The organism is Salmonella sp. JXY0409-18 (genome assembly GCF_020268625.1).
Taxonomy (GTDB): Bacteria; Pseudomonadota; Gammaproteobacteria; order Enterobacterales; family Enterobacteriaceae; genus Salmonella; species Salmonella enterica.
Genome location: NZ_CP084217.1, coordinates 178,085 through 198,614, shown reverse-complemented (window position 1 = coordinate 198,614; position 20,530 = coordinate 178,085). Strand labels below are relative to the sequence as shown.

Genomic DNA, 20,530 nt, shown 5'->3' with positions numbered 1-20,530 from the left:
ATGGATGCTTTCAATCTGCTGTGGAGCATTACGGGGGTAGCTTTCATTATCCTTATTTTCGTCGTGTTGCTGTGTCTGTTGGGTTTTATGACCTCTGCCATAGCGGAACGGCGGACTGCAAAGGCAATTGAATCTGGGCTTCCTGAAGAAGCTCAGGGGCTACTTAGTGATCTCACCTTTCAGTTGTCGGCTCATAGCACTACTCAGGTTGATCACATTCTCGTAGCCCCACATGGTATATACGTCATAGAGCAGAAAAACTACGTAGGCAAGCTCTACGGTACTCTGGAGGAAAGCCACTGGCGGAAATGGACTCAGTCCCGAACCCTCAAGTTGCAGAACCCGTTTAAGCAAAACCAGGGGCACATCAGGGCTATTCAGTCTGCTCTTAAGGCTAGAGAACTGGAATGTATCAATGTCGTCATCATAAACGGACGTTGTAAGTTTGATGGCATCAAGCCGGAATGGTTATGTATGGGGATGGACGATTTTATCCATAAAGTCAAACAACGACGAGGGCTACGGTTGTTCACACCGGAGTCTGTTCAGCACATCTGTTCGGTGTTGAAGTCAACAAGGAAGTCGCCAGGGCTCTATACGGACCTTACTCATATTCACAACATAACGACAAAGTACAAAGCCCCGATGAAATTCGAGCAACGAGTAACATACATTCTGCTCAACTTTATCCATTATCTGTGGGCAAGTCTGTTCACTAAGCAGAAGCCTTAGCGCTCTATCATTGGTAAGGCTGTAAAATGTCTGCAAAAGGCCCCATCGGTAAATTGTTGGGGCTTTTTCTTTGCGTAGTTCTGATACGGTTTATCCTGTGGAGCATTATGGCCACCAGCCAGCTGGTGACTGGCCAACGCTTTGTATGACGTAGCCTACTCAGGGCAGGCTATTTTAGAGGGACCGATTTTTATCCGGGCTAATTTAGAAAGAGATAATTTGAACTTAGGCGGGCTGACCACCAGCAGAGAGGTAAATCACTAGCCGGTGATATTGACAGAAGTCGTCAGGGGTTTAACGCCGGAATATTTTGCCAGGCCTCCTGCAAGGTCTGCAAGACTTCTACAAGTGATAGTGACGGCCACAGGACTGTTTCCGTCATTATCACTCCAGGTGGCTCGCACTCTACTGGTACCAGAATTAAAACAACACGAGTTCCTTTTACCTGGTAGGCAAGGTTTACTGCCGGTTGGCGGTAGGAGGCCAGTACACCCTCACCATATTGAGCAGGGTTACTTGCCCAGTTCCGCACCATTGCATACACCTGAGGCATATACCGACTATCCAGATCCCCTTTGGGCCGTCTGAACGGCACGATTTCTTCTGAGCGGTAGGTGGTCGTTGTTGTATTGGTTGTCATCTTTGTCACCTCCCCTGTTCGTCCATTTAGAGTTTTAAGCTGCTTTACACATCACACTCAACTGATTATTTAAGCTGGTCATCGTCTCTGGCCAGCATAGCCCAACCATTCGACTGGTTTTCGCGGGAGTAAGGATTCATTTCAAAATAACTATCTACCGCGTCGCTGTCCGCAACAGAACTGTTGTTAGCTCTCTTTGAACCCTGAACCACTACAGCATCAACCTCTGCGGCTTTCCCGTTGCGCTGTACCAGGATTTTAACCGTCTTGGGCTTACGTCTTGCGAGCAGTTTGTTGGCGATAAAAAGCACAACAATCCAGGCCAAAAGCACGTATAAAAATTTATTCATAATGCCCTCCTTTGTATGTGATTATTATACCTGCTTCCATTGCAGGCCAAACAGGTTCGGTGTATGAAAAATAGACTTCTCTCCGGCGTATAGCAATCTACTTACTGATCTGTTTTCGTATCAAACTGTATGGCATAACCGAGGGGCGTACGTGGTGAGTCAGAAAGTTACTTTTCCGTAATAGTTAATTTCAGATCCTTCTTCCAGTTACGCTTCAGTATAAAACCGATACCCTCTAATTCAGCATCCTTCACGTTTAATACGCTTCACTTTAAGGCAGGGCTTTTCGGTTGATATGAATTCTTTTTCCGGTTGCTGGACATGGGTTTCATCCTGATAGTTAAAATTGCAGGCTATCAGTCACCACCACCACCTCCTCCTCCTCCTCCTCCACCGCCACCATCACAACCACCAGCTATGCTATTTTCACCATTACAATCACCTCCGAGGGGGTTCAAATGGCTGCTCCCCTGTAGATGGTGTCCTTGCCAGATCGAACCCGAACCAGCGCCTCCTGAGCGTCTTTGCTTGCCCTGAGGCAATTGTGCAGGCTCACCAGCACCGGCGGTCCCAAAAATGTCCCGGGCAATTTTATAAAGAAGGTAAAAAGGTACGCCCAGCATCATAAAAAAGATTACTGAAAATATTACACGTTCCATTGATGATCTCCTGTCTTGTGAGAGACCAGTTATATCAGGGTGATTCAGTATTTCCGTTTAGAAAAGAGTACTAATTTGGCCCTGTTCGATCTTAATTTGCCATCCGGGAAAAAGTCATAGGGATAGGCCTGCCAGAGTCAATAACTTCCAGTGATCTGGAGGAGACCCCGGCTCTCTGAGCCCTCATGGATGGTACGGCTTTACCCCCTGTAAACAGATTCACGTTCCGCAGGACAAACATCGACTACTGACGTCTCATATTTGCTGACGCTAATCCGACGTCTCATTGCCGTCTGCTTGTTTTCTTTAAAGGGTGTATTAGACGAATATCAAATCGGAATGGTAGGGGATGTGTGGGCACCATGCCCGGCCCTCTTTGAGCATCTGAGAGATTGGAGACCTAGCCGGGTAAGATAGCTACTTTCTTACGGGTTACCCTTCAAATCCAAAGACGAAACGGACGCTGCCGTTCTCCACGTGGAGACGCTTTACTTCTTCGACAAATTCCTGGATCACCTCTCCGGCGTTATCGGGTGGTATGGCTGACAAAATTTCTTCCGAAGTCAGCCATGAGTATGAATGTTCACCGAATAAATCATCATCTTCGGACGGTATATCATCAGGTAATCCGCGTAATGCGTGGATAAAAACTGCTGATGTGCTCGCCCTTTCACGATCTACATCAAATCCGAGCCAGGCAAAGTGGAGATATGATCGGTCCCCTTTATAATTGCTTGATAAATTAATCCATTTACCAGGCTTTTCTTCCCTTTGAAATCGCCAGCAGATATCAACGCCCATTAAGAAACTCCATTACTATCGTTCGTATGAGATAACTATCATTTCAGAATACTATGACTTCTTCCCGTATAGAACTAATCGCTCACGCCAACTGGGCGAAGCCAACCGGTTCCGCCACTTCGCTCATTGGTTTTTAGGCGTAAGCACTGAAGCCAGTCTCCATGCTAACTGGCGAGCCTGCGAAAGTCAGACTCGTTGTTATAAAGCGGCATATCGTAAGCGGTGTCTGAAATGAACATGCGGATCTGCTCAAGCGTCATGCCACAATGAAAACGGTTTACGCTCACATTGGCCCGGGGGAAGTCAGCACAAAACGCATTCAAAACATTTTCATGGACAATGCCAATGTTGATCAACGCAGCTGGCCCGTTGTCACGGAAGGATACGACACGGAATCCCCCATACCAGCCTGAATGGGAGAAAAATGAAAATGCGCCGGATGCCAGACCATTAGACAGGTCATAGCGCAATTTCCCGCACAGAGACTGGCTGTCTTTGCTGTACACGCGATTAATGAAAATACCGGGACCAACTTCTACCGGCTGCTTGTTGCTTGCTAAACACGGAAAGCCCACCAGCGAAACCTCCCTTTCTCCTGACCAGTTTACCTGATACCCGGCAGTGAGAAAGTCCGTCAGTTCTACGCCAGAAAGAGCATTAATGGCCGCGATATCGGTAGTCAAAATATTTACGTTTTTCATATTCATCTCATCTTTATTCTAAAGTGCGTTTTTTGTCTATCAGCCCGAGGATTGAAAATTTGAATATTTAATGTGACAGATAAATACCTGTCACTTTTTCAAAAACAGCCTGTAATTGAATATCGAGAGAGTTCATTTTAAAATCCACCAGCTCAGCTTTATTATCGCAAACCAAATAAAAATAGGAGTCAAATGCGTCTGTATCTTCATCTTTAAAAATACGGAAGGAATTAATTTTATCATGCCCTTCAAATTCGGCATGAATACCATAGCGAACCGAGCCGTCATCGAACTGAACAACCCGTCGTACAGAATTAATCCGGACGTACTGTTTTAAGGCCCTCGCGAAATCGGCATTTAACGCCAACGCTCGTAAGATTGAATCAGCGGTTTCATTCTGCTTTTTACGATCGTATTCAAATATCCCACAGCCGGTGTTACGAAAGACCGGCTGAAGAGCATTAACCAGGTTGAAGGAATCCACGTTTCTGTCGTTTCTGTACATGAGATATCTCCTGCCCCTCCGCTATACGAAGGGGCTTGATAGGGTTACTGCCAGGCTGCGATCACTTCTTCGCACTGGAAATGAGATAAGCACTGCTGGAGTAGAAGAGCCAGCACCGCTGTGTTAGGGACGCGATTGTTACACCACGCGTTGAAAAGCAGCTGCCATGGACCGGCATAATACCCGGCCAGTTTCTTTTTTTGTTTAGCTGTACGGCAGCGGGAAATGGCCTGCTGATAAAGGCTTTCATTCTCATCACCAGCCCGTTTTTGCAGAGTGCGATAAATATACGAATAAAGACTGTCAGAACAGTTTGAAGCGTACGCCAGTTGTTTTTTCATAATACCTCCTGTTTAGAAGTATTATATGTAAACAGCCTCAGCGGCTAATAACCCGTAGCAATATAATTTGCATTTTTTCTATTTCTGAAGACGCTTTTTAAATTAATATTTACTGAGTTATCACAACTTATTATTCTTCCCGTCTGCTGTTTTATTAATCCCCCAGTTAGTAATCACGCCAAGTCGGCGCAATTTTTCACGTTGTTCATAAATAAAAAAATCGCCAAGGCAGTCTTTTAAAACTTCACTATCCTGATATTTTATTTTTTGAAGCATCCTCGCAACTATGGCGCGTTTCAGGAATATGGCTGCATCAGACTCAAGCATTTGTGAGGACTGTCTGACGGTCTCCTGCATGTCGACGATACTGCTGAGCTTTCGTCTGACCACGCTTAGCATAGTGTCCGGGAACCGCTTAGCGGCTGAATGTAACCCGCAACAACGTTACGCATTGTTTTACTCACTGCAATTTTCCATTTAAGTCTGTTTGTTCCACCAGCTGCTAACATCAGCGTTATTCATCCTGAGGTTTCGCCCGCGATTGACAGATCAGAGGCAGCATGGATGAAATTGCCAGAGTAGATCACTGCATACGCGAATAGTGGTTTGTATTCAGTTCTGCGTTTGCCTGCTTTTCCAGTGCTGTCATAACCCGGCGGAGCATCGCCAGAGCCTGAACAGGCGAGCTCCCAAACTGCACTTTCACTTCAGCCGTATCATGATCCTGAATCAGGTCGAGTATATTCACTTCGATCCCTGCCCCGTTTTCATCTTTTGCCGTGCACTGAATACTTACCCGGGTCACCGAATCCGTCAGGACTGGCAGTGGGTTAGTTTTGTCTACGTTGATAACAGCCTTCTTCATTGCCCTGTTTCCCCTTGTCCTGAAAAAGTTACCGACCCGTCCGGATGGAGGGGTCGGTCAGAAAATCATGACTGTCCCTTGTTCATCTTATCAGCATGCTTACGCAGGTACTCTTTCAGGTCAGCATGAGCGTTGATGATATCGTTCATTTCATCATTGGTCAGAACAAGCGTGTAAGTATCAGTACTGACAGATTCACCTTCTTTAAGCTTGGCTTCTTCAGCAATACGTTCAAAAATCGGGATCGCGGTGTCTGCAATGACGGTCACAGTCTTTTTGTTCAGAACGCTGGACATGGAAGGTGCTTTACCTGCCGGGTTCTGTTTAGGAGCGCTGTCCTTTGGAGCTGGAGCCGGTTCCTGTACCGGTGGCGTATCCAGCGTCTCCGTATTGCTTTCATCGTTCAGTTGATCCGGTACCGGGGTGTTATCGGTAGTATCATCTGCCGGTTGCTCAGCACCGATGTTTTCCGGAGTCTGCGGATCTGCCATGCGCTCTTCTACCTTGGCAGCTTTGACGAATTTCAGCGTGTTTTTCGTCGCCTTGCCATAGATGGAGATCGCTTTGTTGATGTTATCTACCGCATCCTCACCGCTGTACATATACTCGTCCAGTGCAACGTACATGCTCACCTGATCGCTCACAAGCATGGTCTGTAGTTCAGAAGGCAGGTCCAGTACGCGAACCATCTGGCGAAGATGCTGCTCTGATTTACCACGTTTTTTTGCCAGTTCCGCAAAGGTCTTAGGCTCTTCTTTATCTTCAACCAGACGCTTAATTGAAAGCGCTTCAGCTACGACAGACAGCGCCAGGTTGGAGTTGCCGGTCAGGGTGAAGAGTTCTGCTTTTGAAGCGCTACCGCGAAACTCTTCGCAGCGAATACGAGTAATGCGTTCACGCCCTTCTGCTTCCAGCTGGCGGTTTGCAATAGCGATGGAACGGATACGGCAAGCCCCCTGACGCAGTACAGGTACGCCATTAACCATCTGAACAACGATAGGCGTCACGCTGAACGGGTCTTCCATGTAGGCATCGGCCAGGCTGTTCAGGTGTTCCACAACGTGAGGCATTGAATAGTAGAGCTCGCCCATACCGGCCGTGCGGGTGTTAAAGCCTTCCTGCTCTACAACAACCGAAGGGTCAATGATAAGGCCGTTGCCTTTACGGGCACCGTTACCAGTGCGTTCCAGGTAACCACGAAGGCTGATTTCGTTGCTGTTGTTTTTTACTTCAGTTTCGATTGCGGACATTTTTGTTCTCTTTTTTGGTTGGTTGTTTAACTGCGCTACAACACAACAATACCAGGTTCGACATTTTTCCTAATAGGTTGCGGAGAAGAAAAAGTAACTTTTTTTAAAAATTTTCCTGAGGCAATACTACTCGATCCGTCCGTTTTAAATCTTCACAACAGTGGGCCGTTTTTACGTTTAAGCAAAATAACTGGTTCAGAAGGTGACTCAGAGAGAAAAGTTACTTTTCCGGTTGTCTGGGCCAGTGATGGGAGAGTGGCAGGACAGGAATGGCTAAACCGGTGCGGGTCTCTTGTAAGTCGCAGGGGATTCAGGAGATATAGAGGTAAACTGGTACGTTCAGTTTTTGGATTGAGCCGGGCTTTTGGCCCGGGCTTAAGGAAGCAGAAATTTGAACGAACTGGCAGGTAATGCTTTATGCCGCCGACAGCTGGCCGTCAGTGCTTTGCTGTTCTGGTTTGACAGTTGGGGGATAACCGGCAGTTAGCCGCTGGCATTCCGCATCACAGAAAGCCCTGAGGTTGCTGAAGACGGACTCCATGAAATCAGCATGAGCATACGAGTCTACAGGACGTGTCTTGTTATCTTTCATCTTGTTCTCCTCAATCATTATTAAAACCAGCGGATTTAGTTTCTGGCGCTCCATCTGCTGACCGGCTTTCCCAGAGAGCAGCGATGTGTCGGGTTCTTTTTCTCATTTTATCGTTTTCATCGGGCCCATCCGGGCGTATAAGAGACCGATTTGGCATGTTTAGGAAACGTACTGGCGTAATTAAAAGCTGAGGTTGGATTTGGAATAAAAGGATGCTTTTCCCGTTTGTCGGGTCTTTCGCCACCGCTGCACGATGATTCTGTCAGGCATTCTGCGCCCTCCCAGGCTGCACATCTGGAAACAAGCGTTGGGATGTTCCCTTCCCCTGCTCACCGTAGAAAGATCGGCAAGTCCCGACGGTCGTTCCGTACGAGCCGGGTCCAAATAATGAATAAATAAAACGCCGCTTCAATTGTATTGACAATAGAAGTCAGGAGGATCATAGTGTCATTCATGGTGCGGCTTTCGCACCACCGCCCCGGCGGTACCGGGCAGAACTGGAGTACCTCATGAAACTTTCCCGTCAGACGACTTCTGATACTTCTGTTGATGGCCGTTCACGCGCATATGCCTGGGGCCGTGTCCATTATTTCATTATCGAACATGCACCAATGGCTGAGCTGGTCGCTATTGACGAGCTGCTGGAAAAAGCTGGCTGGAGCAATGACGGCTGTCCGAACTATGAGAAAGATGACGAGTTTGGTAATGCTGGTTACAGCTGTGGTTACTGGATCGATATTGACAGCGTGGGAAGCTTCAAGGCTGACTACAAACGTCTTAAGGGGGAGATTAGTGCGCATATCGCCTCAAAGGCGGCAGAGGTGGAGATCCGCGTACTGGACTCGATGTCCGACAAAGAATGTAAAGATGTTGCCTCGGTGGCATCTACTGTTCGCCGTGACTTACGTACGCAGTCCGAATCGCTTCATTCACTGCGTACAATCGTAACGGTTGATCATTACAATCCCTATGTGACCACCAGCCGCCCGCTGAGCATTTCCGCCTGGACACTTATCCACGACTGTCTGAAAACAGGCACCATCAATGACGTCTGTTCACGGTTGAGTTCATTAATCCTGCACTCTGAAGCCGCGATTGCCCGTTGTAAGGGAAGCTCCGACTACTCTTCGGAACACGCTCAGCTATCGTTTTTTGCTGGTAACGACTATGTCACCAGACGCACCCTTGTTGATGCAGCTCACGAAGAGGCTCTGCGAATGAACCGCCGCTTTGATGAACGCATTGCAATGAACGCGGATTCTGATGCCAGAAGGCTCCAGTGCGAATTCAACCTTAGCAACCATGTCGTACAGCGTAGGACCGTTGAATCTGCTCATATCCAGGCACTCAATGAAGACGTCACCCGTTCACAGGCGGAACCACGCTGCCCTGGAAAGCTTCTTCTGAATATGACCAGTCATGAGGAAGTGCGGGACTCACTGAGCGCCTGTTAGTCCAGCGACACCCCCTGCGGCTCTACTACCGGGCCGCAGTCTGCTCCTGCCCAGATGGTGCCAGTGGTGTAATGAATTTGTTTAATAAGGCTAAGTATGATGAATAAAGAACAACTAATCGACAAACTGGAACGCGTGGTATGTGGTCAGTACTCCTACGAAATGCAGGAGCTTGCGTATTCGGCCCTCTGCTGCATTAAAGGCACCCCGGACGACTGCGCTAAGTTCCCTGTTACGCGTCCGCTGCCTGACACCTTAGTGGACGTATGGGACGAAATCGGGCAATACCTTGGCACAGGCAAAGCCATTGAAACTCGCAGTTGCGGCGTTTCGCTTCTGCTTCATGGACACTGCTACGATTCAAATCATGTGCTTTACTGGCGCAATGCTGGCGCACTTCCAGCAGCTTGCGATACGCCACTGGCTGGTGGGTCTCGCAAACTGTTCACCTGCTCAGCCTGTGGAGTGGACGGTCTGGATGAACCACCTGAAACCAGTTGCCACTGCTGCACAGAGGGGGCCCACTGGGTTGAGAGCAGGCTCTTCACCTCCGGGCAGGCAGACCCTGAAGAATTTAGACCCGTGGCGGTCGTGAAAGAGTGTGCAGGCTCAACGCCGGATGATCGGCTCATCTGGAGTGTGATTGAACAGCTCAACGGCGAACTGGCGGAAGGCGATAAACTATTTAAGCGACGCTGACAGATCACGGCAGCATTTATAACAGACGAACTCCAGAATAATTTAAAGCAACCATGAACATGAAAAAGCCCAAAGCTGCATTACAGAATGCCATGAAAGAAGATGTGCCAGCTGTGACACAGATTCAGATGCGATCTACGGTTTCCAGAAAGGTTCGCTATGTAAAACAGGCAAATCGAGAGGGTCTGAAATTATCTGAGTGGATGTCGCGGCATCTCGACGCTGTCTGTGATACCGCAGATGAGATTCATAAAGGCAAACGCTCAACTCCGGTTGCGCCTGGGAAGATTCCCCCAGAGGTATACCAGGTGATATACGATCAGTGCGGCGGGTTCGTGGAGTGTGATGCTAATGCCCAGGTTATCTGGGAAGCCTGCCGTAATGCCATTCTTAACGGAGACAAAGGGTAAACGGCAGGTATCGCCTGTCATTTTACCCTTGTGAGGACAATACTGATGAACCATGAGAGCCGAACTGTATACCTGAACACGGCCATTGAGGCCCTGCTGAAAGCTGAGGCGGCTCTGAACGATCTGGCATTAGCCTATGAGCTTAAACCTGATGAAAAGGCAAGCGCATGCCATCCCAGAACCGGCACACTTTCCACTGCGTCCCAGGTAAAAAAACTCCGCCGTGTCCTTGAGAAGCAGAAGGTATGAAGGGCTGCATCAGCCAGGCCCGGATATAAATACATGCTCTGCCAGGTGAGTACCACTGCCCGGTAGCCGAATGATAAGTTTTGATTTCACGGTTGCAATTTCTCCCTCTGGCATCACTGCTCCACGATGCACCCCGATCAGCTTAGCGTCTGAAAATGAAGATGCACCGGACCTGCATGAAGCGGAACGGTGCCCAGCTGAGTGTTTGTGGGCACAATGAACCGCAATTTCATGATGGGAATGAAAGATGGCTGGTGGCCCGCTGATATGAACGCTTACCCTGCATAACGTTACTAACCACAATCTTTTCACTAAAAGAAAAAAGGGTTCCTCCGCTTTAGAGGACCCCTTTCAAAAGGTGCCGATGGCATACTAATCCACACCCTGAAAAGAGGGGGGTTGCCCCCCTCTTTGTCAGCTACTTACCGGATTCGTAGGCCAGGATAGCAAATACCTCCCTTGTTCCGTCTTTCATCCGCAACTCGCAAAGCGAGTTTCGTGTGAGCCAGGTGAATATCAACAGCGTTAAACAAACTATTAATATGCACAAAACAATGGGTTGGTTCGGCATTTTCATGGCCTTCTTCTCCTTGCATTTAAGCAGGCAAGAGGCTACGCTGTGTGTGACTAGCATACAGGGGCCTCGGGTTGTACTGACCCCAGAAAGTTGGACAGTTAAACACGAGGCATATAGGTCTGATTCCGATATTCAATTGGAGTCAGACCTTTTAATTTCAGGCTAATTCTTCTGCTGTTGTAGTATTCAATATATTCCGTAACAGCATCCTTCAGCTCGCTTATATTACTGAACTCATCAAGATAAAAACACTCCGACTTTAAGGTTCCAAAGAAACACTCCACCACAGCATTATCCAGACAATTGCCTTTTCTGGACATGCTTTGTTTAATACCATGTTCTTTAAGGATATTTTGATATCTTCTCATACGATACTGCCATCCCTGGTCAGAGTGCAGAACAGGATGCTCGTGAGGATTAAGCTTTTTGAATGCCTGATCGAGCATATTCTCGACCATGTTCATCACTGGTCTTTCCGAAAGGCTGTAAGAAATAACTTCGTTGTTGAAGAGATCTATTACTGGAGACAAATACAGCTTGCGCCCATTGACTGCAAATTCAGTAACATCGGTAACCCACTTCTCGTTTGGCCGCGTAGCCTTGAAATCTCTTTGGAGAACATTGGGGGCGGTTTGCCCTACCTCTCCTCTGTAAGAGCGGTATCGCTTGACCTTAATCGCTGCCTTCAGTGAGAGGATTCCCATCAGGCGCTGAACAGCTTTATGGTTAATCTGTTTCCCTTCTCGATGAAGAGACAGCGTTACCCTACGGTATCCGTATCGGCCTCTATTCTCATGATAAATCTCACCAATACGCTTTTTAACGTCCGCATACTTGTCAGGCTTGCTGAGAGCCTTTAGATGGTAATAAAACGTACTGCGCGGTATCTCCGCAGCCCTGAGAAGCTCATCAAGAGGATAAAACTGCCTTAGCTCGTTGAGTACTTTCACTTTTTCGTGGGATGAGCTAAGGCTTTCAGCTTTTTTAGATACACAAGCCGCGTTTCAAGAAATCGAACTTGCCTTTCAAGATCCTCAATGCGTCGGTCTTTTGACAGCTCCAATGCTGATGCCGCTTTTTCTGGATCAACTGATATTGCAATGTTTCTTTTGGTGCCAATCTTGAGCGCGCGTAAACCAGCTTCTCCGCGCTCTTCATAAACCTTCAGCCACCTGGCTACAGAACCACTACCAGCAAGCATAAAGTGAGCAGCAGCCTGATTAAGGGACATGTGCTGCTCGATCACCGCTTTCACGACCTTAATACGCAACTCAGGATCAGCACTAACACCTTTAGGTTTGGGAATTAAACCTTTTTCTCCATGTTTTTCATAGAGGGCAACCCATGTCCTGACCTGGGTTCGGGGGACACCAAAACGTGCCGAGATGATCCTGTAACCATCATCAGTAGTGAAGTAGTGATTCACGACTTCAAGGCGCTTTTCAAAAGGGTATTTTGGCTTTGACATATCAGGGGCTATTCCATTTCATCGTCCAACAAAATGGGTGCAGTACAGGTTAATTGAAAAATTACTCGGGGCTTTCTGCTTTTACCACAGTCAAACAGTGTTACCGCTGGCTGGGGCAAAAGCCTCCAGCACCAGCGTCATTATATCACTCTGCCCTGATCAGCCAAACACCCTGCCTGCATAAATCATTGATTTATAATTTATTTGACATGAGTCACTTCCGGTTGTCGGAGACAGTCTTTTTACACTAAAGAAAAGGGTAACGGGCAGCTGCTTGGTCGGAACATACAGTGCAGTTCCTGCCCGTTTAATTTCCGGATGCAATGGTAGGATCAGGAGGCACTGGTTCCGTTGATTAGGGAAAGCTTATGTGCCTGAATACGGCTGTATTCGAGATGGGATGGAATATTACAGATGCGCTCCAGTCGATCATGCAGCCTCGTGTAGGTCAGTCGATGAATACCGGACATTTCATCAAGTAGCCAGCGCTTGATGTAAGGGTTACAGGAAAGCCGGGCAAGATCGTCGTCATCCACTTCGTCAAAGAACCAGTACTGCTCCATCGGGACTACCTGAAATATCCACGGCCGGGGATAGTCCCCTGTGACAACCAAAAACCATGCGAGAAAGCATAGACACAGCTCAACGATCATCAGCATCGAAAATTGCGAATAACTTAGACCAGGCACATAGGGTGAACTATCCGCAACATACCCCCTGAACAATTCCGCCACAAGGTAGCCCAATAGCGACAAGGCCAGCATCAGGGTCAGGATTAATCCCCCATTAAACGCTACCGAAGCCTTTTGAACCCGATCAGGTGCTGTCCGGCTGCGATAGTTGGTCACTACTCTTTCTACAAGTGCCCTTATGGCAGCCTGTTCTTTACTGACATCAGCTCCGGAAAAACCGGACGGGCTTTTATTTAATTCAGTCATACCCCACTCCTGTTATGTGCTCTACTGAACAAACACGTAGATCATACAGAGCTCACGGACGCACTCCTGCCAGATAAAGGAGGGAATTTGGCTGTAAGACGGTTAGCCAACAGTTCAGGTTATGCGTGGGATCCGGCCAGTCAGAAAGGATTCCGTTATTAACAGGCAAGGTTAAAGGCAGATGGACGTTGAAATTGTGGATGCTAAAAGGGGTATTACTCTTTTTCCTGCATAGCGGCTTTTTCAGCCCGGGTGGCCAGGCGAGCATTTCCGAAAGGTTCACGGACAAGCAGGGGCTTCTCCTTCTTCCAGCCCCTGATAGCCGTTTCTCCAAAACGACGTGGTGCATTGCCGTTCCAGCGAGCAATCACATGATTATCATGAATTTCTATAATGACAACGGGGTGGACAATGACCGTTGTAATGGTGGTATTTCCCATTTTGGTACGGGTTACAGACCAAACCTGCATCCCGGATTCCAGCTGGCTGATTTTCATATTATATCCTTAAGCCAACACGAACTGCGCCACAAAAATTAATGTGGCGCAATTTACCATAAACAATAAACATCAGATACCCGTGAAGAGATTTCCCTTTATTTTAAAATTCTTCTGGAGAAAAAATGATATTTCCAGAAGAAGTCAGCGAAATTCAGAAACGGCCATCACAATGGTGCTGCGCTGACGCTGGCGTTCTGCCTTGCGCTGCCTGCGGCGATAGATCTATTTTGCGCTGACGTAAGGGCAGTCCTCACGGGTATACCAGCAGCAGCCGCAAGGTTCGGGCCGGGGTTTTCCGGCAAGTCCAAATGGTTTCATCAAGTCACCTTTTTAATATTTTTAATGGCAAGATACTTCCCTAACACATTGTTTTATCGCATATAACGCTGTTGCATAAACAGATACAGATAACCCTCAGGAGAAAACATGCAAAGGTTATCAGTGATAACCGCATCCAGATACCGAGTGTCAGTCTGTAAACGTTTTATCACCAGAAAATGTGCTGCCGCAGCCTTAATGCCAGAACTACCGTTTACAACATTATGTATACCCGCTTCGAATAACGAACGAGCATGAATTACCTTTTCCCGGGCCGCTTCGATCTCCGCATTAATAACGCATTGCCGCGCCTGGATGACTGCCTCTCCGGTTAAATCGCGGAAATTCATTAGAGATGTGATCATGATTAACTCTCCAGATTATGTGGAATCATTATAACAACTGGCATCCCGCCACAAATAACCTGAGAAAAATTCTTTGAAATATTCCTATATATAAGGAATTACAGTCGGAAAAGAAACGATGAAATAGCGCCGACCGCTTAAAATCGATAAATTAAAATGGACGGCACTGGAATGAAAAACTGAAAGTAGTAAGACCGTAATTATCCTTCACGGATGTAAGCTTTATAAGAGGAGTACTGGCAAAGCTTTGCCAAGTACTTCGGCGGTTGTGTCTACGATTTTACGGATGTCATCGATCTGCGAAGGCTTATTCAACACCACCGTAAAAAGCTCTCCTTCGTTATCAGCCTGCTCGCAGTTTCCGTATCGGCTCCCGTCGTACAGCTGCACAATACGTGACATAGAAGACTTTGTTTGTTTCATGGCTTTGCACCTGCTTTTAGGCAGTTTGGTTACTGGTTATCAGAAGCTGGTTTCATGCGCTTCCGGCTGGGACACGAACTGGTATTTGACGCCGCCAGGCACACCTACTGCTTCGGCAATAGAGTCGCAAAGCCGCGATAAATCATTTAGTGTCATCGGATATTCAATATCTACAGAATATAAAGCACCTGCATTTTCAGCATCTTCGATGTTTTTATACTGGGCACTAAATATAGCAATGGTCTGAATTTCGTGGTTATGCATGAACCGGTCCTTATTAAATTATAAAAGCCACCCGAGAGTGGCCTGAGTTGAAACTTAAATCTGTGAAGTATTTTTGAGAGATTTTTTGCGATCCAGATGCCGGGCAACAATGGTTCCGATAACAAGTAGCATGATGACCGCACTGAAGAAGGTGCTGTCAGGGACGCCCTGGAAAAAATCACTGAAACTGTAAACAATAAAAATCAATGCGCAAAAATAGAAAACGATACGAACATAAGGGGTAAAAAACATTTTCATCGGTTGCCTTCCATTCAGGGAGAATTCTCAGTAATTACATCACACCTGAAGAGAAACTATTTTCGTATAAATGAGCATTTTCGACATATCAGAGGGGGGGTTTACTCATAAATGAGGTAGTAAGGGTCACACTTGAGGTGAAAGTTACTTTCCTGGCTGCGAACGAACTATCTCAAATGTTAGAGGTGTGCGTTCGCCTTGAGAGCCTCATGCCCTGAGGAGCTCAACTTGAGCCGATAGTATAAACCTGGCTCCAGATGGCTTGCTGGCTGGCATAACTCCACGAGGCCGAGCCGGAACAGGACCGGAGAGCTCCTGCACGTCACATCATCAGGATTCCCCATAAACGTACGCCGTTCTCTGGCCCGTCTGAAATTGCCAGAGATATCATAGACCGTGCCGGATGCCATCCGTCGTAACACGTAAATCTGTGCCATTGTAAGCTTCTGGGCGGAACTGCTTAAACCTGACATACCTTCCCCTCCTTATATAAAACAATCCGCCAGCAGCTCGACTGGCGGACAATGTTTGACTGGCAACAGCAAGGACATACTATTTAGTGACAAGTTTGATCTTGGTTTCACTCATTCGAAGTCGAAACTCCTGAAAACCCTGCTCTACCGCTAACTCCAGCCACTCAACGGGAATGGTATAGCTACAATCAGACCCACCCAAAGCGGCATCACAAGCGTAATCCCAGTCCTCATCCAGTTTTGGATTCATCCCCTGGGCGTAAGCCACAGTATCGCGGGATGCGGGAGAGCCCTCAAGCTCAGCATTAGTGATCAGGTATACACCATGACTGTGCGCGAGAAGCACTTTTGGCACCAGATGTGTGCTGGCAATTTTTGAGGATGAGGGAAAGAAAACCCTACCAGCTTTACGCGCCTCTTCTTCAGTCTGTCCCTCAGCGTTAAGGAGGGCTCCCCCCGGATAGCATGCCGGGTCATAGATCTGATCTGCGGTGACCGAAAACGTTTTTGCGGTGCGAATTTCTTCGATCAGTTTATTAATATCCGCCATTTCAAATACGAGAGTGGTCACAGGCTTACTCTCCCTCTTCAGTGGACAACATCAGATACTTTGTTGCCAGCAGAAGCTCTCCCACATCCTTGAGGGACAATTCAGCTTTGCCTTCTACGGCAAGCTGCAAGCGCTGTCGAATTGCATGAACAGAATCTGAAGATAAAGATGCCATTTTGCGCAAAACGGCATTAGCCTTTTCTACAGCAGGATACAGAATTTCTGAGTTGGTATTATCTTCGTCATTATCAAAGATAATTTCAGAATCCATATTGATGTTATCTTCAAGCCAGCTTGAAAGCACTTCAAGTAATGACATCACCTTTTCAATTTGCATATCGCCTCCTCTGTTAATGTGAAACAAATATAACAAAGTGGCTTACCCGGCTAATAACCTGAGCAGAAAGTTTTCGCACTTTGTTTGAAAACAACTTTTCTGCTCAGGTTAATGTTAAAGTCGCTGTGTAAAAGATAAAGGGCACTAAAGATGATTTAAGCATCAAACAGACTAAATCGGATTCCGTCTTTTATATCGCTTTTAAAATAGAATGAATGAAATATAAATTTAGCGTTTATGATTGAACGCTGTAGAGGTTGATTTATCCAGTGATATTCAGTTTGGGGCCTTAAAAAGGTTTTATTTTGGATTCGAATTACAAAGGGAGCACCGACATTTTTCTGGGGGCTCCCGCAGAGAAAAAGCGGTGAGGCTATGAAGACGAAGAGGAGGTATTCGACGAAATACTGTATGGCCACAGGAGAGCTTCAGCACCCATATCCTGCCGTCTCGCTCGCCTGTAATGATTTCAACATGTACAACGTCATACCACGTAGTTGTATTTCTCACTTTGTTTATGCTTCCTGACACCGTGTGAACGCAATCTTCGTCTGGATGCGTTCATAGATGGAAAACTGCCTTTCAATGGAACCGGCATTAGACAGTAATTCATGAAGCTCAGCAGAGTCTGTATCGGGAACGATAGCTACAGAAACTCCATATCTCCGTCCAATTTTGATTAGGTGCGCAAGCTGTTCTTTTTCGGATTCTGTGAGCATTGCCAGATCTCTTCCGGACACCTGCTCTATAAACGAACCAAGGTTTTTGGGAAAAAAGGGTTCGGCATCAGAGTTATGTGCTGGGCGCGTCTGCGGCTTATCGAAGCTATTGGGCATGAATAGAACCTATACAGTTAGAGAACTGGAGAATGGATAAAGACTCTATGAAAATCAGTTGTGCTACACTCGAATGCTAATCAAGCTTTATGATGGCTTTAGTAGGGATGGCCGTCAACTTAAACCGATAAGAAGGGAGCCATTTATCGTTAAAGTAACTTTCCCGGATGATGCTCTTTTTACGAAATAAGTTTCTCACACTCCTGTATAAGAGTCGCCCTGGAACGAGATCGACTGGCTTTGCTTAATGAAGAGCGTAGTTGATGTTCATCAACCCCATCAGCGATAAACTGACCGATTTTTGTTTCAAGCCGCTGCATTGCCTCGTAAAGCTTGGCATCCGCATTATTTTTAAGAAACCTCAGTATATAATCAGCAATAATTTGGACGGGAGTGAACTTATACATTATGTATCCTTAAGACGTTGTGTTAAATGATTCAAAAAAATTTATAACCAGACGTAAATTATTATACATAAGTAAGCACTTTAGCTAACAAGCTGGAGGAGTGAATTTCGGTTAGCAACTATATTTTAGAAGCTGATTGCTGAATAGACAAAGCCCGGCTTACCGGGCATTCATTTAATTAGATGCTAGAAATCTGACCCGTCGTCTGACTTTTATTCCAGGCAGAGTTAGGAACTAATAATGATGGCCTGGTCAGTTTGAGGAAGCCGGTTTCCTCTGATAAATGCAGGGTGGTTTAAACGAGAAGAAGAAATGGTCATCGCCAGAAATGTCTCTTCACGCGAACGCAGAAATTCCCCCCATGAATAGGTTTCCCATACGTCGTGAGAAAGGTCGGATTCCTTTATGTACCGGGATTGCATTGTTGGCTCAAAATCGACAGGGGCTAAACTGTCATAGGATGGATGAACACGGTACCCCAATCCCTCCTCCGTCTGATGGTATGCATGTGCCAAAAGGACATCGTGGGAGACCAGGTCATAGTCGTTGTCCTGAACGAGCGTTTTTACGGTATGACTAATTTCCCCAAAGCCGTCTATTTCCCAGAGCGTTATCATTGTGAACTCAGCTAAAGTTCGTGGGCTCTTTACCAGAAAGCCATTTAATGCTCGTCGCCCCTTCAGCATGCCAACGTGGTAGGTCTTGTTGGGATAGGGTTTCATTGCCACCAGCGAATCAGCTTTAAGCTCAAGTGACAATTCAGGGACAGACACGGACATGAGAGTACACTTGTTTTTCATATGGTGAAGAATACGTGGCACAAGATGCAGATACATCATTTTCTCCTTTTATGGATATAACTGGCAGATCCTCAGCAGCATCAAAATAGTTAATAGACTTTTTTAATTGGTTAACCACTGTTGATTGACTTGTTTTATGTCTCTGAGAAATTATTCGTTTTGTTTCTGTTCGTTATACTGCTCAAACCAGAAGACGACCGGTTTTACTACAATATGAAGCAAACCAAAACGTTCTGCGGTACGGAAATTCACGCTATATGCGCGAGCCCGTTCAACCTGTTTGGTAATTTCATTTCTCATTCCTTCAACACTAAAAGCTCCTTTAAAAAGGTTGCAGGGAGCGCATGATGGAAATAAGTTTTCTATTGCATGCAGTTCAGGGTGCATAACCTTACCCGTACTTCGGGCAACATGAGTTACGCCGCTGCCGACCGGGGCTCTCACCAGTTCAAAGTCGCGTCGAACAGGCTCAACATGATCGGCATGCCACCCTTTTTCAGGAAGCTTGCAACCACAATAGGCACAACGCCCCCCAAATTTCATTCGCAGCTCAGCTCGCTGTATTTTAGAGATCTTATTTTTAGGTTTTGAGAACCTACCATCAGGTGATTCCGCTTTGGATAACTTTGCTGAGGGCTCAGGTAACTCAACTAAATTCCCGTTGATATTTATCACCTTGACCATATCATTTTCCGCCTTTACTAATCTCACGGGCACAGGAGCTGGCTTAAGTAACCGCTGAAGTTAACAGCCACTGACTGCCTCTACCCAGACCTTCTGTTTATACTCAATAGGCCACCCCTCTTTATCTGCCCGGATGACGCAATCATTTACCGTGGTGCGTGACCGGATACGAACATCAAGCGGAAGCGAATCGTTATCCACACGAGCCTGTGCCTCATTTAAAATGCGTAAAAACATCTCTTTGGTCATTCAGATACCCCCTCAACTTTGCGAATTTTGATCAGATGAGGGCGATTCAGTTTACAAAGTTGTTCTGTCGCTTCATCAATCGAATTGAACCGATGAGCCTCTTCGATATTTAAAGTCCAGTATTTCGCTTTCCCTTCTCCCAGATCGGACTCAAAATAATTTCGCTTTACATCCATTTTTTTAGGCCTGCCATTTATCTTGACGACATTATGTCTGTCATCAAAAAGAAATTCGTCCCCCTCAAAAGTGATTAATACAAATGGCCCCTCAGGCTTGGAAGTCCGGGGACTTCCCATTTTCAAAGTCATACTTCAGCCTCTCGATAGAACTCATGAAACCTCAAATTAAAATGGACTCACACCACACTGATTCAGTATTCCTCCTGAACCCCATTAGGCTCTGTTGTGATTTCATATTTAATACCGCCAGGTGCTCCCACAGCGTCCGCGACCGACTCACACAGCAGCGAGAGATCGTTGAGGGTCATTGGGTGTTCAATGTCCAGCGTGAAGAGTTTCCCGGCTTGCTTGGCGGCTGTCTTGTCAGCATGTTCAGCATTAAAAAGGTATACGGTGTGTTTTTCCTGAGCGGGGGTATTTTGATTTTGCATTGATGATCCTTTTGTTTAGTTCCCCGATTCCGGGGGTGAGTGAATTAATTTAAATTTATATTTGTCTGGTTTAATTAGAACGTTTCCAGGCTATGCGTAAACAGGTAATGCAAAGGCTGTATCAACAGGATTAAAGTTACTTTTCTGGATGCAGCAACGCTTGGACATGATGTCCACATTACATCACGATCAAAGCTAAGTTTTTTTTGTATAACCCCTTCATTT

Annotated in this window: 33 protein-coding genes and 1 pseudogene; 5 read left to right on the top strand and 29 right to left on the bottom strand. The window is 46.5% G+C overall.

Annotation, left to right across the window (positions count from 1 at the left end; all coding sequences use genetic code 11):
- The gene (locus LDB27_RS23390; RefSeq protein ID WP_000338612.1) at nucleotides 1–732 is read left to right on the top strand and encodes a nuclease-related domain-containing protein; all 732 of its coding nucleotides are present in this window, start codon (nucleotides 1–3) and stop codon (nucleotides 730–732) included.
- 286 nt (nucleotides 733–1,018) lie between these two features.
- Here LDB27_RS23390 and LDB27_RS23385 read toward each other — a convergent pair whose 3' ends face one another.
- The 11 genes from LDB27_RS23385 to LDB27_RS23335 all read right to left on the bottom strand — a co-directional run bounded on the left by LDB27_RS23385 (nucleotide 1,019) and on the right by LDB27_RS23335 (nucleotide 7,436).
- A complete protein-coding gene (locus LDB27_RS23385; RefSeq protein ID WP_000210769.1) occupies nucleotides 1,019–1,372 on the bottom strand; it encodes a hypothetical protein in 354 nt (117 codons plus the stop codon).
- A 65-nt stretch (nucleotides 1,373–1,437) separates the two neighbouring features.
- Nucleotides 1,438–1,722 carry a hypothetical protein gene (locus LDB27_RS23380; RefSeq protein ID WP_001032029.1) on the bottom strand — a complete coding sequence of 95 codons (285 nt, stop codon included), beginning with the start codon at nucleotides 1,720–1,722 and terminating at the stop codon, nucleotides 1,438–1,440.
- 356 nt (nucleotides 1,723–2,078) lie between these two features.
- Nucleotides 2,079–2,381: a hypothetical protein gene (locus LDB27_RS23375; protein ID WP_000442694.1), complete on the bottom strand. Its 303-nt coding sequence runs from the start codon at nucleotides 2,379–2,381 to the stop codon at nucleotides 2,079–2,081.
- A gap of 432 nt (nucleotides 2,382–2,813) precedes the next feature.
- Nucleotides 2,814–3,182 carry a hypothetical protein gene (locus tag LDB27_RS23370; protein WP_000537761.1) on the bottom strand — a complete coding sequence of 123 codons (369 nt, stop codon included), beginning with the start codon at nucleotides 3,180–3,182 and terminating at the stop codon, nucleotides 2,814–2,816.
- A 164-nt stretch (nucleotides 3,183–3,346) separates the two neighbouring features.
- Nucleotides 3,347–3,883, bottom strand: coding sequence for a hypothetical protein (locus LDB27_RS23365; RefSeq protein ID WP_000800252.1), 537 nt, complete (start codon nucleotides 3,881–3,883; stop codon nucleotides 3,347–3,349).
- A 67-nt stretch (nucleotides 3,884–3,950) separates the two neighbouring features.
- Nucleotides 3,951–4,388 carry a hypothetical protein gene (locus LDB27_RS23360; RefSeq protein WP_000286107.1) on the bottom strand — a complete coding sequence of 146 codons (438 nt, stop codon included), beginning with the start codon at nucleotides 4,386–4,388 and terminating at the stop codon, nucleotides 3,951–3,953.
- A gap of 44 nt (nucleotides 4,389–4,432) precedes the next feature.
- Nucleotides 4,433–4,729 carry a hypothetical protein gene (locus LDB27_RS23355; RefSeq protein WP_000744346.1) on the bottom strand — a complete coding sequence of 99 codons (297 nt, stop codon included), beginning with the start codon at nucleotides 4,727–4,729 and terminating at the stop codon, nucleotides 4,433–4,435.
- Nucleotides 4,730–4,849: 120 nt separating this feature from the next.
- Nucleotides 4,850–5,128, bottom strand: coding sequence for a hypothetical protein (locus LDB27_RS23350; RefSeq protein ID WP_000953953.1), 279 nt, complete (start codon nucleotides 5,126–5,128; stop codon nucleotides 4,850–4,852).
- Nucleotides 5,129–5,312: 184 nt separating this feature from the next.
- Nucleotides 5,313–5,594, bottom strand: coding sequence for a hypothetical protein (locus LDB27_RS23345; RefSeq protein ID WP_000710431.1), 282 nt, complete (start codon nucleotides 5,592–5,594; stop codon nucleotides 5,313–5,315).
- Nucleotides 5,595–5,659: 65 nt separating this feature from the next.
- Nucleotides 5,660–6,844 carry a hypothetical protein gene (locus LDB27_RS23340; protein ID WP_001272970.1) on the bottom strand — a complete coding sequence of 395 codons (1,185 nt, stop codon included), beginning with the start codon at nucleotides 6,842–6,844 and terminating at the stop codon, nucleotides 5,660–5,662.
- Between the two features lie 415 nt (nucleotides 6,845–7,259).
- Entirely contained in the window at nucleotides 7,260–7,436 is a 177-nt protein-coding gene (locus LDB27_RS23335; protein WP_001371930.1) for a hypothetical protein, read from the bottom strand.
- Nucleotides 7,437–7,945: 509 nt separating this feature from the next.
- Between LDB27_RS23335 and LDB27_RS23330 the strand changes: the two genes are divergently transcribed.
- The 4 genes from LDB27_RS23330 to LDB27_RS23315 all read left to right on the top strand — a co-directional run bounded on the left by LDB27_RS23330 (nucleotide 7,946) and on the right by LDB27_RS23315 (nucleotide 10,248).
- Nucleotides 7,946–8,890: a DUF5417 domain-containing protein gene (locus LDB27_RS23330; RefSeq protein ID WP_000778030.1), complete on the top strand. Its 945-nt coding sequence runs from the start codon at nucleotides 7,946–7,948 to the stop codon at nucleotides 8,888–8,890.
- Between the two features lie 96 nt (nucleotides 8,891–8,986).
- The gene (locus LDB27_RS23325; protein ID WP_001424602.1) at nucleotides 8,987–9,589 is read left to right on the top strand and encodes a hypothetical protein; all 603 of its coding nucleotides are present in this window, start codon (nucleotides 8,987–8,989) and stop codon (nucleotides 9,587–9,589) included.
- Nucleotides 9,590–9,648: 59 nt separating this feature from the next.
- Nucleotides 9,649–9,999 (top strand): hypothetical protein, encoded by a 351-nt coding sequence (locus LDB27_RS23320; RefSeq protein ID WP_000743060.1) that lies wholly within the window; start codon nucleotides 9,649–9,651, stop codon nucleotides 9,997–9,999.
- A 45-nt stretch (nucleotides 10,000–10,044) separates the two neighbouring features.
- On the top strand, nucleotides 10,045–10,248 hold the full coding sequence (locus tag LDB27_RS23315) for a hypothetical protein (RefSeq protein WP_001015182.1): 204 nt from the start codon (nucleotides 10,045–10,047) through the stop codon (nucleotides 10,246–10,248).
- A gap of 418 nt (nucleotides 10,249–10,666) precedes the next feature.
- On the opposite strand, the gene LDB27_RS23310 is transcribed toward LDB27_RS23315, so the two are convergent.
- From LDB27_RS23310 to LDB27_RS23225, 18 genes and pseudogenes are all read right to left on the bottom strand, one after another.
- Entirely contained in the window at nucleotides 10,667–10,786 is a 120-nt protein-coding gene (locus LDB27_RS23310) for a type I toxin-antitoxin system Hok family toxin (protein WP_223165953.1), read from the bottom strand.
- A pseudogene (locus tag LDB27_RS23305) lies at nucleotides 10,734–10,844 on the bottom strand (DUF5431 family protein); the annotation flags it as partial. The gene LDB27_RS23310 and the pseudogene LDB27_RS23305, both read right to left, overlap by 53 nt.
- A 79-nt stretch (nucleotides 10,845–10,923) precedes the next feature.
- A protein-coding gene (locus LDB27_RS23300; protein ID WP_087522250.1) for an IS3-like element IS150 family transposase occupies nucleotides 10,924–12,293 on the bottom strand; the annotation gives its coding sequence in 2 pieces (ribosomal slippage) (nucleotides 10,924–11,813 and nucleotides 11,813–12,293; 1,371 coding nt in all).
- 332 nt (nucleotides 12,294–12,625) lie between these two features.
- Nucleotides 12,626–13,231, bottom strand: coding sequence for a hypothetical protein (locus LDB27_RS23295; protein ID WP_000137793.1), 606 nt, complete (start codon nucleotides 13,229–13,231; stop codon nucleotides 12,626–12,628).
- A gap of 215 nt (nucleotides 13,232–13,446) precedes the next feature.
- On the bottom strand, nucleotides 13,447–13,728 hold the full coding sequence (locus tag LDB27_RS23290; RefSeq protein ID WP_000703843.1) for a hypothetical protein: 282 nt from the start codon (nucleotides 13,726–13,728) through the stop codon (nucleotides 13,447–13,449).
- Between the two features lie 374 nt (nucleotides 13,729–14,102).
- Nucleotides 14,103–14,414, bottom strand: coding sequence for a hypothetical protein (locus LDB27_RS23285; protein ID WP_001424621.1), 312 nt, complete (start codon nucleotides 14,412–14,414; stop codon nucleotides 14,103–14,105).
- Between the two features lie 222 nt (nucleotides 14,415–14,636).
- A complete protein-coding gene (locus tag LDB27_RS23280; protein WP_000814954.1) occupies nucleotides 14,637–14,837 on the bottom strand; it encodes a hypothetical protein in 201 nt (66 codons plus the stop codon).
- Nucleotides 14,838–14,876: 39 nt separating this feature from the next.
- Nucleotides 14,877–15,101, bottom strand: a complete 225-nt coding sequence (locus tag LDB27_RS23275; RefSeq protein WP_000551490.1) for a hypothetical protein — start codon at nucleotides 15,099–15,101, stop codon at nucleotides 14,877–14,879.
- 54 nt (nucleotides 15,102–15,155) lie between these two features.
- Entirely contained in the window at nucleotides 15,156–15,359 is a 204-nt protein-coding gene (locus LDB27_RS23270) for a hypothetical protein (protein WP_000781545.1), read from the bottom strand.
- Nucleotides 15,360–15,911: 552 nt separating this feature from the next.
- Nucleotides 15,912–16,403 (bottom strand): DUF3085 domain-containing protein, encoded by a 492-nt coding sequence (locus LDB27_RS23265; RefSeq protein WP_001424592.1) that lies wholly within the window; start codon nucleotides 16,401–16,403, stop codon nucleotides 15,912–15,914.
- A gap of 4 nt (nucleotides 16,404–16,407) precedes the next feature.
- The gene (locus LDB27_RS23260; RefSeq protein ID WP_001165367.1) at nucleotides 16,408–16,719 is read right to left on the bottom strand and encodes a DUF957 domain-containing protein; all 312 of its coding nucleotides are present in this window, start codon (nucleotides 16,717–16,719) and stop codon (nucleotides 16,408–16,410) included.
- A gap of 515 nt (nucleotides 16,720–17,234) precedes the next feature.
- Nucleotides 17,235–17,555, bottom strand: coding sequence for a hypothetical protein (locus LDB27_RS23255; RefSeq protein WP_001133831.1), 321 nt, complete (start codon nucleotides 17,553–17,555; stop codon nucleotides 17,235–17,237).
- A 179-nt stretch (nucleotides 17,556–17,734) separates the two neighbouring features.
- A complete protein-coding gene (locus LDB27_RS23250; RefSeq protein WP_000276410.1) occupies nucleotides 17,735–17,962 on the bottom strand; it encodes a hypothetical protein in 228 nt (75 codons plus the stop codon).
- Between the two features lie 227 nt (nucleotides 17,963–18,189).
- Nucleotides 18,190–18,801, bottom strand: a complete 612-nt coding sequence (locus LDB27_RS23245; protein ID WP_077248242.1) for a DUF6012 family protein — start codon at nucleotides 18,799–18,801, stop codon at nucleotides 18,190–18,192.
- Nucleotides 18,802–18,912: 111 nt separating this feature from the next.
- Nucleotides 18,913–19,446, bottom strand: a complete 534-nt coding sequence (locus LDB27_RS23240; protein ID WP_000241454.1) for an HNH endonuclease — start codon at nucleotides 19,444–19,446, stop codon at nucleotides 18,913–18,915.
- Between the two features lie 60 nt (nucleotides 19,447–19,506).
- On the bottom strand, nucleotides 19,507–19,695 hold the full coding sequence (locus LDB27_RS23235; protein WP_000159618.1) for a hypothetical protein: 189 nt from the start codon (nucleotides 19,693–19,695) through the stop codon (nucleotides 19,507–19,509).
- Nucleotides 19,692–20,003 (bottom strand): hypothetical protein, encoded by a 312-nt coding sequence (locus LDB27_RS23230; protein ID WP_000172889.1) that lies wholly within the window; start codon nucleotides 20,001–20,003, stop codon nucleotides 19,692–19,694. Before LDB27_RS23230 ends, LDB27_RS23235 begins: the two co-directional genes overlap by 4 nt.
- A 62-nt stretch (nucleotides 20,004–20,065) precedes the next feature.
- The gene (locus LDB27_RS23225) at nucleotides 20,066–20,305 is read right to left on the bottom strand and encodes a hypothetical protein (RefSeq protein ID WP_001180999.1); all 240 of its coding nucleotides are present in this window, start codon (nucleotides 20,303–20,305) and stop codon (nucleotides 20,066–20,068) included.
- Nucleotides 20,306–20,530: the final 225 nt, after the last annotated feature.

Bases quoted from the DNA above. Each gene is read 5' to 3' on its own strand.
- LDB27_RS23390 (WP_000338612.1), top strand. From the start codon at position 1: ATGGATGCTTTCAATCTGCTGTGGAGCATTACGGGGGTAGCTTTCATT.
- LDB27_RS23385 (WP_000210769.1), bottom strand. From the start codon at position 1,372: ATGACAACCAATACAACAACGACCACCTACCGCTCAGAAGAAATCGTG.
- LDB27_RS23380 (WP_001032029.1), bottom strand. From the start codon at position 1,722: ATGAATAAATTTTTATACGTGCTTTTGGCCTGGATTGTTGTGCTTTTT.
- LDB27_RS23375 (WP_000442694.1), bottom strand. From the start codon at position 2,381: ATGGAACGTGTAATATTTTCAGTAATCTTTTTTATGATGCTGGGCGTA.
- LDB27_RS23370 (WP_000537761.1), bottom strand. From the start codon at position 3,182: ATGGGCGTTGATATCTGCTGGCGATTTCAAAGGGAAGAAAAGCCTGGT.
- LDB27_RS23365 (WP_000800252.1), bottom strand. From the start codon at position 3,883: ATGAAAAACGTAAATATTTTGACTACCGATATCGCGGCCATTAATGCT.
- LDB27_RS23360 (WP_000286107.1), bottom strand. From the start codon at position 4,388: ATGTACAGAAACGACAGAAACGTGGATTCCTTCAACCTGGTTAATGCT.
- LDB27_RS23355 (WP_000744346.1), bottom strand. From the start codon at position 4,729: ATGAAAAAACAACTGGCGTACGCTTCAAACTGTTCTGACAGTCTTTAT.
- LDB27_RS23350 (WP_000953953.1), bottom strand. From the start codon at position 5,128: ATGCTAAGCGTGGTCAGACGAAAGCTCAGCAGTATCGTCGACATGCAG.
- LDB27_RS23345 (WP_000710431.1), bottom strand. From the start codon at position 5,594: ATGAAGAAGGCTGTTATCAACGTAGACAAAACTAACCCACTGCCAGTC.
- LDB27_RS23340 (WP_001272970.1), bottom strand. From the start codon at position 6,844: ATGTCCGCAATCGAAACTGAAGTAAAAAACAACAGCAACGAAATCAGC.
- LDB27_RS23335 (WP_001371930.1), bottom strand. From the start codon at position 7,436: ATGAAAGATAACAAGACACGTCCTGTAGACTCGTATGCTCATGCTGAT.
- LDB27_RS23330 (WP_000778030.1), top strand. From the start codon at position 7,946: ATGAAACTTTCCCGTCAGACGACTTCTGATACTTCTGTTGATGGCCGT.
- LDB27_RS23325 (WP_001424602.1), top strand. From the start codon at position 8,987: ATGATGAATAAAGAACAACTAATCGACAAACTGGAACGCGTGGTATGT.
- LDB27_RS23320 (WP_000743060.1), top strand. From the start codon at position 9,649: ATGAAAAAGCCCAAAGCTGCATTACAGAATGCCATGAAAGAAGATGTG.
- LDB27_RS23315 (WP_001015182.1), top strand. From the start codon at position 10,045: ATGAACCATGAGAGCCGAACTGTATACCTGAACACGGCCATTGAGGCC.
- LDB27_RS23295 (WP_000137793.1), bottom strand. From the start codon at position 13,231: ATGACTGAATTAAATAAAAGCCCGTCCGGTTTTTCCGGAGCTGATGTC.
- LDB27_RS23290 (WP_000703843.1), bottom strand. From the start codon at position 13,728: ATGAAAATCAGCCAGCTGGAATCCGGGATGCAGGTTTGGTCTGTAACC.
- LDB27_RS23285 (WP_001424621.1), bottom strand. From the start codon at position 14,414: ATGATCACATCTCTAATGAATTTCCGCGATTTAACCGGAGAGGCAGTC.
- LDB27_RS23280 (WP_000814954.1), bottom strand. From the start codon at position 14,837: ATGAAACAAACAAAGTCTTCTATGTCACGTATTGTGCAGCTGTACGAC.
- LDB27_RS23275 (WP_000551490.1), bottom strand. From the start codon at position 15,101: ATGCATAACCACGAAATTCAGACCATTGCTATATTTAGTGCCCAGTAT.
- LDB27_RS23270 (WP_000781545.1), bottom strand. From the start codon at position 15,359: ATGAAAATGTTTTTTACCCCTTATGTTCGTATCGTTTTCTATTTTTGC.
- LDB27_RS23260 (WP_001165367.1), bottom strand. From the start codon at position 16,719: ATGCAAATTGAAAAGGTGATGTCATTACTTGAAGTGCTTTCAAGCTGG.
- LDB27_RS23255 (WP_001133831.1), bottom strand. From the start codon at position 17,555: ATGCCCAATAGCTTCGATAAGCCGCAGACGCGCCCAGCACATAACTCT.
- LDB27_RS23250 (WP_000276410.1), bottom strand. From the start codon at position 17,962: ATGTATAAGTTCACTCCCGTCCAAATTATTGCTGATTATATACTGAGG.
- LDB27_RS23245 (WP_077248242.1), bottom strand. From the start codon at position 18,801: ATGATGTATCTGCATCTTGTGCCACGTATTCTTCACCATATGAAAAAC.
- LDB27_RS23240 (WP_000241454.1), bottom strand. From the start codon at position 19,446: ATGGTCAAGGTGATAAATATCAACGGGAATTTAGTTGAGTTACCTGAG.
- LDB27_RS23235 (WP_000159618.1), bottom strand. From the start codon at position 19,695: ATGACCAAAGAGATGTTTTTACGCATTTTAAATGAGGCACAGGCTCGT.
- LDB27_RS23230 (WP_000172889.1), bottom strand. From the start codon at position 20,003: ATGACTTTGAAAATGGGAAGTCCCCGGACTTCCAAGCCTGAGGGGCCA.
- LDB27_RS23225 (WP_001180999.1), bottom strand. From the start codon at position 20,305: ATGCAAAATCAAAATACCCCCGCTCAGGAAAAACACACCGTATACCTT.